Source organism: Skermanella mucosa (assembly GCF_016765655.2).
GTDB lineage: Bacteria > Pseudomonadota > Alphaproteobacteria > Azospirillales > Azospirillaceae > Skermanella > Skermanella mucosa.
The window spans coordinates 4,938,845-4,952,017 of record NZ_CP086106.1; the positions used below are offsets into that span (position 1 = coordinate 4,938,845).

At 69.2% G+C, this 13,173-nt stretch carries 11 protein-coding genes; 3 read left to right on the forward strand and 8 right to left on the reverse strand.

What is annotated here, in order from left to right; genetic code table 11:
• Positions 1-2 precede the first annotated feature (2 nt).
• The 6 genes from soxX to JL100_RS22960 all read right to left on the reverse strand — a co-directional run bounded on the left by soxX (position 3) and on the right by JL100_RS22960 (position 5,717).
• Complete coding sequence (soxX, locus tag JL100_RS22935) at positions 3-413, reverse strand: sulfur oxidation c-type cytochrome SoxX (RefSeq protein ID WP_202682004.1); 411 nt, start codon at positions 411-413, stop codon at positions 3-5.
• A complete protein-coding gene (locus JL100_RS22940) occupies positions 410-1,678 on the reverse strand; it encodes an NAD(P)/FAD-dependent oxidoreductase (protein WP_211113102.1) in 1,269 nt (422 codons plus the stop codon). Before JL100_RS22940 ends, soxX begins: the two co-directional genes overlap by 4 nt.
• 10 nt (positions 1,679-1,688) lie before the next feature.
• A complete protein-coding gene (locus JL100_RS22945) occupies positions 1,689-1,988 on the reverse strand; it encodes a c-type cytochrome (protein ID WP_202682003.1) in 300 nt (99 codons plus the stop codon).
• Positions 1,985-4,180 (reverse strand): xanthine dehydrogenase family protein molybdopterin-binding subunit, encoded by a 2,196-nt coding sequence (locus JL100_RS22950; RefSeq protein ID WP_202682002.1) that lies wholly within the window; start codon positions 4,178-4,180, stop codon positions 1,985-1,987. Before JL100_RS22950 ends, JL100_RS22945 begins: the two co-directional genes overlap by 4 nt.
• 35 nt (positions 4,181-4,215) lie before the next feature.
• Entirely contained in the window at positions 4,216-4,683 is a 468-nt protein-coding gene (locus tag JL100_RS22955) for a (2Fe-2S)-binding protein (protein ID WP_202682001.1), read from the reverse strand.
• A gap of 176 nt (positions 4,684-4,859) precedes the next feature.
• Complete coding sequence (locus tag JL100_RS22960; RefSeq protein WP_202682000.1) at positions 4,860-5,717, reverse strand: hypothetical protein; 858 nt, start codon at positions 5,715-5,717, stop codon at positions 4,860-4,862.
• A gap of 262 nt (positions 5,718-5,979) precedes the next feature.
• Between JL100_RS22960 and JL100_RS22965 the strand changes: the two genes are divergently transcribed.
• Together JL100_RS22965 and JL100_RS22970 are read left to right on the forward strand one after the other, a co-directional pair.
• Positions 5,980-6,195, forward strand: a complete 216-nt coding sequence (locus JL100_RS22965; RefSeq protein ID WP_202681999.1) for a hypothetical protein — start codon at positions 5,980-5,982, stop codon at positions 6,193-6,195.
• Positions 6,196-6,423: 228 nt separating this feature from the next.
• Positions 6,424-7,431 carry an AAA family ATPase gene (locus tag JL100_RS22970; RefSeq protein ID WP_202681998.1) on the forward strand — a complete coding sequence of 336 codons (1,008 nt, stop codon included), beginning with the start codon at positions 6,424-6,426 and terminating at the stop codon, positions 7,429-7,431.
• Between the two features lie 30 nt (positions 7,432-7,461).
• Here JL100_RS22970 and JL100_RS22975 read toward each other — a convergent pair whose 3' ends face one another.
• Both JL100_RS22975 and JL100_RS22980 read right to left on the reverse strand, forming a co-directional pair.
• Positions 7,462-10,923: a GAF domain-containing protein gene (locus JL100_RS22975; RefSeq protein ID WP_202681997.1), complete on the reverse strand. Its 3,462-nt coding sequence runs from the start codon at positions 10,921-10,923 to the stop codon at positions 7,462-7,464.
• Between the two features lie 160 nt (positions 10,924-11,083).
• Positions 11,084-12,061, reverse strand: a complete 978-nt coding sequence (locus JL100_RS22980; RefSeq protein ID WP_323378293.1) for a TerC family protein — start codon at positions 12,059-12,061, stop codon at positions 11,084-11,086.
• Between the two features lie 226 nt (positions 12,062-12,287).
• Here JL100_RS22980 and JL100_RS22985 point away from each other — a divergent pair, with 226 nt between their 5' ends.
• Positions 12,288-13,046, forward strand: a complete 759-nt coding sequence (locus JL100_RS22985; RefSeq protein WP_202681995.1) for an SDR family oxidoreductase — start codon at positions 12,288-12,290, stop codon at positions 13,044-13,046.
• The last annotated feature ends 127 nt before the right edge of the window (positions 13,047-13,173 follow it).

Here is a 13,173-nt window from a genome sequence, read left to right on the forward strand (position 1 = left end):
CCTCAATCCTTCAGTGTCGCCAGGAACGCCACCACGTCCTCGATCTGCCCGGCCGACAGGATCGGCTTGCCGCGCCAGGCCTCCGCCACGCGGTCGAGCCCGTCGGTCCTGTAATAGGAGGGCATGATGGTGTTCGGATCAAGGCTGCGCGGGTCCACGATCCGCAGACGGATCTGGCCTTCGGTCAGGCGGGCGCCGACGCCGGCCAGCGACGGCGCCAAGTCGCCCTGGAACCGCTCCTCCGGGAACGGACCGGAATGGCACAGCAGGCACAGGCCGGTCTGGCGGCTTGTCACGATTTCCCGCCCGCGGGCCGGGTCGCCGACGGCCCCGGCCAGGGGCTCCGGGATGGAATCGCCGACGACCGTATAGGCGGGTGCCAGCGCCAGGGCGAGGGTGATCGCCCACATCATCCGAACACTTCCGCCGTCACGATGTCGAACCAGGAATGGGCATAGGCCGCCTCCTTTACCCGGGCTTCGGCGGGAGCGTCGAGCGGGCTGGTGCCGCCGGCGCCCTCCACCTCGGCCAGCGTGCCGGAGGACGGCGCATAGACGCCGGCGACCGAGATGCCGTAGTCGGGCGCCACCAGGCTGTAGCAGGTGTTGATCAGCTTGGGCGCGGCCGGTTGCTCGCCGCGCAGCAGGGCGGCGACCGCGCCGGCGCAGACCTTGGCCTGGGCGTTGGCGGAAAAGGCCGACTTCGGCATGGCGCCGGCGATGGCGGCGTCGCCGATCACGTGGATGCCGGGCTGGAGCCGGGATTCGAACGTGACGGGATCGATCGGGCACCAGCCGGAGCGGTCCGCCACCCCGGCGGCTTCCGCGATCGCGGCCGCCTTCTGCGGCGGGATGACGTTGGCGACATCGGCCTTCACCCGGTCGAAGTCGGTGACGAAGGTCATTCCGTCGGGCTCCACCGCGGTGACCTGCCCGCCGCCGGACAGCGGCACCAGTTCAAGCAGCCCCGGATAGAGCCTGGCCCAGGCGTCCTGGAACAGGCGCTGCTTGGAGAATCCGTCCTTGGCGTCGAGCACGATCAGCTTGGAGCGCGGCTTGCGGGTCTTCAGGTAATGCGCGATCAGGCTGGCGCGCTCGTACGGCCCCGGCGGGCAACGGTAGGGATTGGCGGGGACCGACATGACGACCACGCCGCCGTCCTCCAGGGCCTCCAGGCGGCGCGCCAGCAGGACCGTCTGCTCGCCCGCTTTCCAGGCGTGCGGCATCACTTGGGCCGCCTTCTCGTCGTAGCCGGGCAAGGCGCCGTACCGGATGTCGATGCCGGGCGCCATGACGAGGCGGTCGTAGTCAAGGGTCGTGCCATCGTCCAGCGTGACGCGGCGGGCCTGGGGATCGACGCCGACGGCCCGCTGGTGGACGACCGAGACCCCGGCGCGCCGGATGCCGTCATAGCCGAACCGCTGCCGCTCCAGGGGGCGCAGTCCCGCCACCACCGGGTTGCTCAGCGGACAGGCGATGAAGGTCGGTTCGGGTTCGACCAGCGTCACGTCGAGGCCGAGCCGCTTGAGGAAGCGGGCGCAGGTGCCGCCGCCGAAGCCGCCCCCGATCACGACGACGCGCGGCGGTGCCTGGGCGCGCACCGGCCGCACGAGCGTCGCCGACGCCCCGGCGAGCAGGGACGCCAGCACCGCCCGGCGGCTGGGATGGAGCGGGTCCATGGCGCCCCCGTCAGCCGCGGGAGGCGATCCAGGCGGCTATCGCCCGGATCTCCTCTTCGGTGAAGCCCTTGGATATCCGGTCCATCACCGTGGGGCTGCCCTCCCCCGCCCTGTATGCCAGCATCGCCGCCGCGATCTCGTCGGCCGATTTCGACAGGATCGGCGGGATGCCTGCCGATGCCTCATCGCGCGATGCCTCCCCGCGCAAGGCATGGCACCCGGAGCACGACAAGGCTCCGGGCGGTTCCGCCGCCAGGCTGGCGGCAGCGGCCAGGGACAGCGCGCCGGACACCAGGGCGAGGCGGATCATGCCTTGCGCAGGTCCGCGTTCGCCAGGGGCACCGAGCGGATGCGCTTGCCGGTCGCCGCGAAGATCGCGTTGAGCACGGCGGGGGCCGCCACGAAGATGGTCGGCTCGCCGACGCCGCCCCAGAAGCCGCCCGACGGCATGACGATGGTCTCGACCTGCGGCATCTCCTCCATGCGCAGCATCTGGTAGGTGTCGAAATTCTCCTGCTGGACCCGGCCGTCCTTCAGCGTGATCTCGCCGTATAGCAGGGCGGAGAGGCCGTAGACGAAGGAACCCTCGACCTGCGCCTCGATCTGCTGCGGGTTGACCGCGTGGCCGCTGTCGGTGGCCGCGACGATCCGGTGGATCTTCAGGGTCCCGTCGTCGCTGACCGACACCTCGGCGCAGGCCGCCACGTAGCTGCCGTAGCCCATGTGCTGGGACAGGCCGCGATACACGCCCTCCGATGCCGGCGTGCCCCAGCCGGCCTTTTCCGCGACCGCGTTCAGCACGGCCAGGTGCTTGGGATGGTTGACCAGCAGCTTGCGGCGGAACTCCAGCGGATCGGCGCCGGCGGCGTGGGCCAGCTCGTCCACGAAGCATTCCAGGTATATCGCGTTCTGATTGTTGTTCACGCCGCGCCAGAACCCCGGGGGCACCGGCGGGTTGCGCATGGCGTGGTCGACCAGCAGGTTCGGGATGGTGTAGCCCAGCACCCCTTCCGTGCCGCCCGGGTTCAGCCCCTGGAACGTGGCCGGGTCGCGCCCGCCCTGGAGCGCCTGCGGGTTGATCGCCGCCAGGATCGACTGGCCGGAGATCCGCATGTGCAGTCCGTCCAGGTTGCCGTCGGCGTCCAGCGCGCCGGTCAGCTTGCACTGGGTGACCGGATGGTAGCGGCCGTGGAGCATGTCCTCCTCGCGCGACCAGATCAGCTTGACCGGCGTGCCGGGCATCTGCTTCGCGATCAGCACCGCCTGGCGGACGAAGTCGTGGCTGGACGAGCGCCTGCCGAAGCCGCCGCCGAGGTGGAGCCGGTAGACCTCGCATTGCGGGATCGGCAGCCCGGCGGCGGTGGAGGCGGTGGCGAGCGCCGCCTCCGCGTTCTGGGTCGCGGTCCAGACCTCGCACTTGTCGGCCGTGAACAGCGCGGTCGCGTTCATCGGTTCCATGGTGACGTGGTGCTGGTAGGGATAGCTGTAGACCGCCTCGACCACCTTGTTGCCGGGCTTGGCGAGCGCCGCCTTGATGTCGCCGGCCTGGTTGCCGACGAAGGCTTCGGAGGCTTCGAGCCCTTCGCGCAGCGTCGCGGCGATCGCCTCGCTGGACAGGCCGGCGTTCGGCCCCTCGTCCCACTCGACCGGCAGGGCCTCCAGGGCGGTCTTGGCGCGCCACCAGGTGTCGGCGACGACCGCCACGCCGGTGTCGCCCACGGCGACCACCCGCTTGACGCCGGGCATCCCCTCGACCGCGGCGGCGTCGAAGCTCCTGACCTTGCCGCCGAACACGGGACATTCGCGGACCGCGGCGTTCAGCATGCCGGGCAGCTTGACGTCGATCGAGTAGACCTGGGCGCCGTTCAGCTTCTCGGCCGTGTCGAGACGCTTGAGCGGCTTGCCCGCGATCTTCCAATCCTTCGGGTCCTTGAGCGGCACGTCGGCGGGCGGATCGAGCCGGGCGGCGGCGGCCGCCACCTTGCCGTAGGTCGTGGTCCTGCCGGACGCGGCGTGGCTGATCACGCCCTTGTCCACCGTGCATTCGGAAGCCGGGACCTTCCACTCCTCCGCGGCGGCCTGGACCAGCATCATGCGGGCGGCGGCACCACCCTTGCGGACATAGTCGTGGGAATCGCGGATGCCGCGGCTGCCCGCCGTCTGGAAATTACCCCAGACGCGGTTTCGCGCGACGTTCTGGCCGGGCGTCGGATATTCGGTGGTGACCCGGGACCAGTCGCAGTCCAGTTCCTCCGCGACGAGCTGGGCCAAGCCGGTCAGCGTGCCCTGCCCCATCTCGACGCGGGCGATCCGGACCACCACGGTCTCGTCCGGCCGTACCACCACCCAGGCATTGAGTTCGGGCGTCGCCGCCCCTCCGCCGGCGGCGGGCGTCGCCGCCTCCGCCCCGAACGGGATGTGGAAGCCCAGCATGAATCCGCCGGCCGCGGCGGCGGAGCCGGCCAGGAAGCTCCGGCGCGACGTCTTGAGCGCGATCGTCATCTTTTTCTCCCCGAAGAATGGCCCGACGCGCGGCTTCAGCCGCGCCCGACGTCGCCGCTGCCGGCGGCAAGCTTGATGGCCGCGCGGATGCGGTTGTAGGTCCCGCAGCGGCAGATGTTCGTCATCTCGGCGTTGATGTCGTCGTCGCTGGGGTTCGGGTTGGATTCCAGCAGGGCCGCGGCGGCCATGATCTGGCCGGACTGGCAGTAGCCGCATTGCGGCACGTCCAGCTCCGCCCAGGCTTTCTGGAGCGGATGGTCGTTGTCGGGCGACAGCCCCTCGATGGTGACGATCCGCTGGTCGGCGCCGACGGCGCTGACCGGCGTCACGCAGGAGCGGACGGCGATGCCGTCCAGATGTACCGTGCAGGCGCCGCACTGCGCGATGCCGCAGCCGAACTTGGTGCCGGTCAGGCCGACCTGCTCCCGGATCACCCAGAGAAGCGGCGTATCGGGCTCGACCTCGATGTCGTGCGACGTGCCGTTGATCGTAAGTTGAACCACGTGCTTCCTCCTGTCCCGGCCGCCCCCTCGGTTATTTTCGGAGCGGAACCCGCAATCCCATGTAATGATTTGTTCTTTTTGTTGGCAGTTCCAATCAAGATAGACCGCGCGGAAGCAACGTGCAATCGCCGACGGCATTTTGTCATGACGGCGGGCGGATGCCGGCCTGCCGGCCGTCAACCCTTTGCGATGTCCGCCTCGATCGCCCTCAGGACGTTCAGAAGATGGTCGGACGTCCCGTAGGTCCGGGCTTTGCGGATCACCCGCAAGGCGTCGACCAGACGGCCCCGCTCCCGGTGGCCCGCTGCGATCGAGGTCAGCACGGCGGCCGCGGCCGGGCGGTCCCTCTCCGCGGCGGGCGGTTCGATCTCGGCCTCCAGGCGGTCGAGGTCCTGGTACAGGGGTATGGCGCGCAGGGTGGACGCGGCTTCCGCGAGCACCCACTTGTTCCCCTCCGCGCGATAGACGGCCAGGTAGAGCTTCGCCGCCACCGGCTTGCAGGCACTGTCTTGGAGCGCCCTGGCGAGCTTCAGCGCGGCCTCCGTCCCGAAGGGCCTGCCCTGGTCGATGGAGAAAAGAGTGCTGCACAGATCGAGCAGGAATCCCGGCGCGCGGTCGGCAAGGGCTTCAGACGCCTTGGGCATCGTGGCGTCCAGGCGGGCCTTCATCCTGGCGACCACCCTGTCCCGATGTTCGGCATCGACGGGGTCCCCCTCGCGCAGACCGGCGAAACGGGCATAGGCGCCGAACCAGTTGGCGTCGGCAAGGAGCCGTTCAGCATGTCGCAGCCGGTTCGCCAGCGCCAGCGACGGCGGAGTGCAGCAGTCGATCCCGCCGATGGCGAGCGCGCGAAAGACGATCCTCCGCGGACCGGCCGGAGTCTCCACGACCAGGGCGCCGTCCTCGGCACCGCGGATGGGGAAGCCATCCTCGTCGGCCCCGTCGTCATAGACGGCGCCGATCAGGTCGGACGCCCATTCCGGGTGCCTCTCCAGATGGCGGGCGAACAGCGCGCCGGGAAAGAAGGTCGACATGGTCTCCCTCGCCTGCTGCGGCATGTCACGGGATGACATACGCAACTGCAGGGCGGCGGATAAGAAGGGTGCGTTCCGGGCGGTCGAATCTCGACCGACCCCCGGATGTCTGGAAACCCGGCTCTCCTGCGTCGCCGGATCGGACTGGAGGACGGAGTCCTGAAGGATGGCGAACGGACCTGAAGTGCCGGAACGCCCCGCTTGCGGGACCTGTTGAGGGCCCACGATCGACGATCGCCACCATCCGCAAGGGGAGAGCACCATGGCTGCCGACGAGAACGAGAAGACGGTGATTCCGGAAAAGACCGACCGCACCCAGGTCCAGGCGTCGCAGGGGTCCGGCACGGGAAGCGGAAGCGCCAAGCCGGTCCTGCGGGAGCCGGGCCAGAACGTCAAGGAAAGTGAGATCAAGGCGAGCGCCGCCGCCAAGGAGCGGATTAAATCCGACCAGGCGGACGACAAGGGAACCGGCCGCTGACGAACGGAAACGGCGGCGCACGGAGCCTCGGCCCTGTGCGCCGCCCATCGCAAAGCGGGAATGCCCCTATCCCGCCCATTGCCCCGCCCGAGTCGTTTTTCCGACTCGGGCACAAGAATGTTGTGAACAAATCACGAACATTATGGTAAGGTCCCGCCTTTCACGCCTCGCTTTCCTGGCGCGACAGCCGAAAGCAGGGCTATCGGGACAAGCTTCAGAGACTTTGCCATGGCTTTCAAGCGAGTTGACAAGGATACGCTTCCCCCGCGGCGCTGGGCGCTCAAAGGCTATTACGGTGACGGCAAGTCGACCTTCATCATGGCCATGCACCAGCCGACGCTCATGATCGATGCGGACGGCCGCCGGCATGAGCTGAAGGGGAGCGAACTTTACGAATTGAGCGAGGAGCCCGCGGACCACCGCTCGGTTGAGCGCATCCAGGACATCCTCGACAAGAACATGCCGGGTTCCGGCATCCGGACCATCGCGATCGACAGCGTCACCTCGCTGATCGGCACCTCCATCGCCCGCGCGATGCTGGACAACGCGGCCGACCGCAACAGGAACAAGAACCAGGCCTGGGTCGACAAGGCGGAGCGGATGCGCCTGCTCCAGGACTCCGTCACCGCCCACGGCTCCCACGTCCTGTGGATCTGGCACCTGGAGGACGCCCAATTGAACGGCGTCGCCCAGATCCGCGAGACCCTGCCGGAGACCGAGCGGGAACGGCTGTTCCGCTCGCTGAACGCGTCGCTCCGCATCGTCCGGGAAAAGGACCGGCGCGGCGTCCTGGTGGAATGGTCGCGCGAAGGTCCGGCCGGCATGGTGATCTGGGACGAGGAAGGCTTCTGGAAGGGCGTGCCGGAACGGATCGAGGCCGCGATCTACGGACGCGGCGGCGGCGCGAAGCCCACGTCTCCCAAGCCCGCAGGCTCGGAGACCGCCGCCGGCCCGATCCTGGAGGAGGCCCCCAGGGCTGCCAAAGCGGCGGCCCAGCCGGTTGCCCAGGGAGTCGCCCAGGGGACCACCCAGGGAGCCGACAACGTGCTGACCTTCTACAGCCCGACCGAGGCCGTCGCCTGGGGAGTCGACCAGGGAGCCTTCCCCGACGCGGCGGCGGCCCAGGCCGCCTACGACCAGCTCAAGGGCGAGGTCGGGCCGCGCAACGCGAAGGAAATGTACGCCGCCTGGATCGACTTCGTGTCGAACCGCAAGCCGCGCCGCCGCCGGGCGTAGCCGGGCCTTCGGAGGCCACGCCACCGGGCGTCAGCCCGCGCCTTCCAGCATCGTCCGGATCTTCGCCAGCAGGGTGCGGGCGTTGAAGGGCTTGCCCAGGACCTGGGTGCGCGGGCCGAGGATGCTTTCGTCCAGGGCGGCATCGTGGGCGTAACCGGTCAGGAACAGGACCGGCAGGTCCGGCCGGCGCCGGCGGGCGATCTCGGCCACCTGGCGGCCGTTCATGCCGGGAAGCCCGACATCGGTCGCCAGCAGGTCGATCTTCCCGTCCGTCTCCAGGACGGCCAGGGCCGCCTGGGGCTCGTACGCCTCGATCACGCGGTAGCCCTGCCGTTCCAGCGACTGGACCAGCAGCATGCGCACGAGGCCCTCGTCCTCCAGGACGAGGATCGTCTCGCCGTCCCTGGCGCGCTTCGGTTCCGGCGGGACGGGCGCGGGCGCCGGCTCGATCCGTGCGGCGCCGCGGTGGCGCGGCAGGTAGAGCTTGACCGTGGTGCCCCTGCCCTCCTCGGAATAGATCGCGGCGTGGCCGCCGGACTGGCGGGCGAAGCCGTAGAGCTGGCTGAGCCCCAGCCCGGTGCCCTGCCCGATCGCCTTGGTGGTGAAGAACGGCTCGAAGGCCCGGGCCGCCACGTCGCGCGGCATGCCGGTACCGGTATCGGTCACCGACAGGCAGACATATTCCCCGGGCTCAAGCCCGAACTCCGTCGCGATATAGCTGCCGTCCAGGTTGGCGTTCGCCGTCTCGATGACCAGCCGGCCGCCGTCCGGCATGGCGTCGCGGGCATTGATCGCCAGGTTCAGCAGGGCGTTCTCCACCTGGTTGGCGTCGGCCCAGGTACGCCAGAGCCCTCCGGCCATCACCGCCTCGACCTGGACCGCCTCGCCGACCGAGCGCTGGACCAGCTCCTGCATGTCGCCGACCAGCGCGTTGAGGTTCAGGCTGACGGGCGCCAGGGGCTGGCGCCGGGCGAAGGCCAGCAGCCGCTGGGTCAGCGTCGCCCCCCTCTCGCCGGCCTGCATCGCGAAGCGGACGTGGCGCAGCAGGTCCGCGCGGTCCGATAGCTTGTCCCGCAGCATGTCCAGGTTGCCGAGGATCACCTGGAGCAGGTTGTTGAAGTCGTGCGCGACGCCGCCGGTGAGCTGGCCCACGGCTTCCATCTTCTGGGATTGGCGGAGCGCCTCCTCGGCGGAGCGGAGCGCGTCCAAGGCGTCGCGCTCGGCCGTCATGTCGCGGCCGACCGCGTGGATACGGGCTTCGTCCGGCACCGCCGTCCACGAGATCAGGCGATAGGAGCCGTCCTTGTGCCGGTAGCGGTTCTCGAACCGCAGCGTCACCAGCCCCTTGGCCAGGCGGCCGGCCTCCCCCTCGGTCTGGGCGCGATCGTCGGGGTGGACCAGGTCGAGGAACGACAGGCTCAGCAGTTCGGCCTCGGTCCAGCCCAGCAGGGTCGTCCAGGCCGGGTTGACCGCGACGATCTGCCCGTCGAAGCCCGCGACCAGCATGATGTCGGTCGAAAGGCGCCACATGCGGTCGCGGTCGCGGGTCCGCTCGGCGACCTGCTGTTCGAGGGTGCGGTTCAGCAGGCGCAACGACGCCTCAGACCGGGCGCGCTCGGCAGCCGACCAGGTGCGGTCGGCGACGTCGCGGATCAGGGCCAGTTCCTCGTCCGTCCAGGCGCGCGGCGCGACGTCGTGGATATAGAGCACCGCGGAAAACCGCCCGTCCTCCATCACCGGCACGTTGACCAGCGCCGCCACGTCGATCGCGCGCAAGGCCTCGGCATGGCCGCTGGTCCGGGGATCGGTCGCGATGTCCGGCATGACCAGCAGCTCGCCCCGGTGCAGGTTGTCGACGAAACTGCCGTAGTGCCGGAAATCGTGGGTGCCGGCGATGCTCGCGACGCGCCCGTCGGTCCAGTCCCGCTCGATCCGGACCTTCAGCCCGCTCGCGTCGACCCTGCCGTATCCGGCCCGGGAGACCCCAAGCGCCTTGCCCAGGATTTCCGCCGCCGCCTGGGCGATGGCGGCGGTATCGTTGAGGTCGCGCAGACGATCGCCCAGCTCGACCAGGCAGGCGGCGCGCTCGCGGGCGCGGACCAGGTCCGTGACGTCGTTGCCGTCGACGAAGATGCCCGTGACCGTGCCGTCGGCCCGGATGATCGGCTGCAGGACGAAGTCGACGAAACGCTCCTCCCGACGGGCATTCGTCCTCCGGTCGTCGGGGTTCCGCAGGAACAGCACGCGGACGGCCCGCCCGACATAGGGTTCGCCGCCAACGTAGACCCGGTCGAGCAGCCGAACGATGCCATGCTCCTCCAGTTCCGGAACGGCCTGGCGGACCGGCTTGCCGATGATCTCGCGATCGCCGACCAGGCGGCGGTAGGAGGCGTTCGCCAGCTCGTAGACGTGCCCCGGCTCGCGCAGCACGGCCATGAAGCTGGGCGCCTGCTCGAACAGCCGGCGCAGGCGCTCGCCCTCCTCCGCCCTCTGGCGGTTCAGCGCGCCGACCGCCCGCGCCCGCCCGATGGCTTCCCAGGTCCGCTCGACCACGCCGACCGCCAGTTCGGCGTCGGCCTCGGTCCAGGATCGGGGAACCGGCTCGTGCAGGTAGAGGATGGCGGCGAGACGGCCGCCCTTGACCAGCGGGACGGCCAGCAGCGCCCGCGTGCCGATCCCGGCGGACGCGGCGGTGCCGGCCGTCCGCGGGTCGGCGGCGAGGTCGTCGATCCGAAGCGTCCGCCCGGCCCGGAGATGATCGACCACCTCCTCCCCCAGGATGCCGAGCGGGAAGGAGCGTCCGGCCAGGCTCGGCATCCGGCCGTCTGTCCAGTCGCTCTCCACCGTGAAGCCCAGCCCGTCGTGGTCGATTTCCGCATAGCCCGCGCGCGGCGCCTTGAAGTGCCGGCCGAGCATCTCCGCCACCACGGTCGCGATGTCGCCGGAGGTATCGAGCGTGCGCAGCCGTTCGGCGAGGTCGAGCTGGAGGGACAGGCGCCGTTTCGCCATGACCTCGTGCGTCGTCTCCATGCACGCGCACAGGAAACCCGCGACCTCGCCCGACTCGTCGCGCAGCGGCGAGAAGGAGAAGGTGAACCAGGCGTCCTCCAGGACGCCGTTGCGGGTGGTGGAGAGGTGGAAATCCTCGAACCAGATCGCTTCTCCCGCCAGGGCGCGCTCGGTCAGCGGTCGCAGGTCGTCCCAGATTTCCGCCCACAGGCGCGACAAGGGCTCGCCCGGCACGGCGGGATGCTTGGCGCCGAGCAACGGGATGTAGCTGTCGTTATGAAAGAAGCGGAGATCCGGCCCCCACGCCACATACATCGGATGGCGGGAGTTCAGCATGATGCCGACGGCCGTGCTCAGCGCCGCCGGCCAGTCCCGCGGCGCCCCCAGGGGCGAGGCCGCCCAGTCGTGGGCCCGCATCCGCGCGCCCATGTCGCCGCCTCCCGACAGGAAACGCGGCTGCTCCTCCCCCGCCGCATCCCTCATCAGGCGTCCGGCCCGGTGACGGCCATGGGGTCCCGGCGAGGATCGGGGCGGGGCGGGGTCGAGAGGGTCATGGGCACATGCAAGGTCCGGGTGAATTCGACCATAGGCCCATGCCCTCTCCCGACACAACCCGTCAAGTGGGGAGTAATCGGCGATGCCGTCAGGACTGGCGCGCCGCTTCGGCCTGTTCCCGGTATTCCTCGACGTCGTTCTCGACCTTGGCGAGTTCCTCCGGGACCGGCGCGTTCCGCGTCTTGATCAGGGACAGGATGACGGAGCCGCCGATCAGGGTCGCGGTGACGCCGAGCGCCAGCGCGGTGGGGACCTTCCAGACGTCGATCAGCATCATCTTGGTCCCGATGAACACCAGCACCAGCGACAGCCCGTATTTCAGATAGCTGAAGCGGTGGATGATGCCGGCCAGCGCGAAGTAGAGCGAGCGAAGGCCGAGGATCGCGAAGACGTTGGAGGTGTAGACGATGAACGGATCGTCGGTCACCGCGAAGATCGCCGGGACGCTGTCGAGCGCGAACATCAGGTCGGTCGCCTCGATCATCACCAGCACGAGCAGCATCGGCGTCGCCAGCAGCAGCCCGTTGCGCCGCACGACGAAGGCGGTGCCCTCGTAATTGTCGGTCATGCGGACGCGGGCGCGGACGAAGCGGAGGATGCGGTTGTCGTCGAGGTTCTGCTCCTCGTCCGACGAGAACAGCATCTTGAAGCCGGTGAACAGCAGGAACGCGCCGAACAGGTAGATCGTCCAGTGGAACTGATGGATCAGCGCGGTGCCGGCGAAGATCAGGGCCGCGCGCATGACCAGCGCGCCCAGGATGCCCCAGAAGAGCACGCGGTGCTGGTATTGGGGCGGCACGGCGAAGTGGCCGAAGATCATCGCCATGACGAAGATATTGTCGACCGACAGGCTCCATTCGATCAGGTAGCCGGTGGTGAACTCCAGCCCCTTGTCCACCCCCATGAACCAGTAGATGCCGCCGTTGAAGGCGAAGGCGAGGGAGATGTAGCAGGCACTGGCGATCAGCGCCTCGCGGACGGTGATCTGATGGGGTCGGCGGTTGAAGACGCCGAGGTCGAGCGCAAGCAGTACGAGGATAAAGGCGTTGAAGCCTATCCAAATCAAGGGTGATGTTTCCATCGGCCCCTCCAGATGCGGTCACGCCCGTCGGCGCAAGAGCAGAGGAAGGGATCCGACATCATAGGTGGCGACCCACCTACCAGAGGGGCCCGGATCCGGTTTCGGGGACTCCCTAGCTCCGGCTGCCGCTGCTGTCAAGGTTGCCATCCCCGCCGTGGCATGCTTGATGAAGGGGCATTACGAAGCCCGAAACATGAGGGGGGAAAAGAACATGGCTTCCACGGAAAAGGTCGCGCTGATCACTGGCGCCGGGACGGGAGTCGGCAGGGCCGTGGCCCTTGCGCTGCTGGAAGCGGGGTACTCCGTCGTCCTGGCCGGCCGCCGCCGGGAACCGCTGGAGGAGACCGCGGCCCAAGGCGCCGGGTCCGGCGGGCGCACGCTGGTGGTGCCGACCGACATCGGCGACCCGGCCTCGGTCGAGGCGCTTTTCGCGAAGACGAAGGAGGAGTTCGGCCGGCTCGACCTGCTGTTCAACAATGCCGGCAGCGGCGCCCCGGCGATCCCGCTGGAGGAACTGACCTTCGACCAGTGGAAGAACGTGGTGGACGCCAACCTGACCGGCGCATTCCTGTGCACCCAGGGCGCCTTCCGGCTGATGAAGGACCAGGAGCCCCGCGGCGGCCGGATCATCAACAACGGCTCTATCTCGGCCACGACGCCCCGGCCCAACTCGGCGCCCTATACCGCGACCAAGCACGCGATCACCGGCCTGACCAAGTCCACCTCGCTGGACGGCCGGAAATACGACATCGCCTGCGGCCAGATCGACATCGGCAACGCCGCGACCGACATGACCGAGCGGATGAAGGAAGGCGTGCAGCAAGCCGACGGCTCGTTCGCGCCGGAGCCGCGGATGGACCCTCGACACGTCGCGAACGCCGTGGTCCACATGGCCAGCCTGCCGCTGGAGGCCAACGTGCTGTTCATGACCGTGATGGCGACCAAGATGCCCTTCGTCGGCCGGGGCTGAGGCCGGTAGCGGCGCTCCGACCATGGACCGGGCCGGAAACCGGGACCCAGGGTCGGAGCGCCCGCGTTTGCGACAACGGAGCGCGGATCCGCGCAGAGAATAAGCTTGCCAGAAACATAGGAGACGA

Excerpts from the sequence above, each read along its gene's own strand:
- JL100_RS22950 (WP_202682002.1), bottom strand. The coding sequence starts at position 4,180 with ATGACGATCGCGCTCAAGACGTCGCGCCGGAGCTTCCTGGCCGGCTCC.
- JL100_RS22945 (WP_202682003.1), bottom strand. The coding sequence starts at position 1,988 with ATGATCCGCCTCGCCCTGGTGTCCGGCGCGCTGTCCCTGGCCGCTGCC.
- JL100_RS22960 (WP_202682000.1), bottom strand. The coding sequence starts at position 5,717 with ATGTCGACCTTCTTTCCCGGCGCGCTGTTCGCCCGCCATCTGGAGAGG.
- soxX (WP_202682004.1), bottom strand. The coding sequence starts at position 413 with ATGATGTGGGCGATCACCCTCGCCCTGGCGCTGGCACCCGCCTATACG.
- JL100_RS22965 (WP_202681999.1), top strand. The coding sequence starts at position 5,980 with ATGGCTGCCGACGAGAACGAGAAGACGGTGATTCCGGAAAAGACCGAC.
- JL100_RS22970 (WP_202681998.1), top strand. The coding sequence starts at position 6,424 with ATGGCTTTCAAGCGAGTTGACAAGGATACGCTTCCCCCGCGGCGCTGG.
- JL100_RS22940 (WP_211113102.1), bottom strand. The coding sequence starts at position 1,678 with ATGGACCCGCTCCATCCCAGCCGCCGGGCGGTGCTGGCGTCCCTGCTC.
- JL100_RS22985 (WP_202681995.1), top strand. The coding sequence starts at position 12,288 with ATGGCTTCCACGGAAAAGGTCGCGCTGATCACTGGCGCCGGGACGGGA.
- JL100_RS22975 (WP_202681997.1), bottom strand. The coding sequence starts at position 10,923 with ATGAGGGATGCGGCGGGGGAGGAGCAGCCGCGTTTCCTGTCGGGAGGC.